General features: G+C 50.8%; 1 pseudogene. It reads right to left on the reverse strand.

The annotated features are described in order from the left end of the window. Positions 1-20: 20 nt before the first annotated feature. Positions 21-417, reverse strand: a pseudogene (locus CIK04_RS23705) (LysR substrate-binding domain-containing protein); the annotation flags it as partial.

The following is a 417-nucleotide window of genomic DNA, read 5'->3' on the forward strand; positions in this document are numbered from 1 at the left end:
ATTTATTGGCGCAACAAACATTACTGTTCTGAGCCGTTGACGAGCAGTTCTTTGATGGTTGCTGCCAACTGCTCAAAACGCGCACGCAGTGGAGAGCCTGGACGATAAACCACCACGATCGTTCGAGAAGGCACCGGATTGACCGCTTTGATATAACACACGCCATCTTTTTGCTTCTCTTTTGGTACCGAGAGCTCCGGCAGCAAGGTAATCCCAGCCCCCGCAGCGACCATATTGCGCAAGGTTTCCAAGCTGGTCGCTTAAGCTAGTTCATCATCACGTGCACCAGCAGCAAAACAAAATCCTAACGCCTGATCGCGAAGGCAATGACCATCCCCAAGCGCCAATACGGTTTTTCCATTGAGCTCTAACATATCCAGTTGTTCGAGTGCAGCCCATTCATGATGGCATGGCACC

Source organism: Vibrio sp. 03_296, from assembly GCF_002265885.1.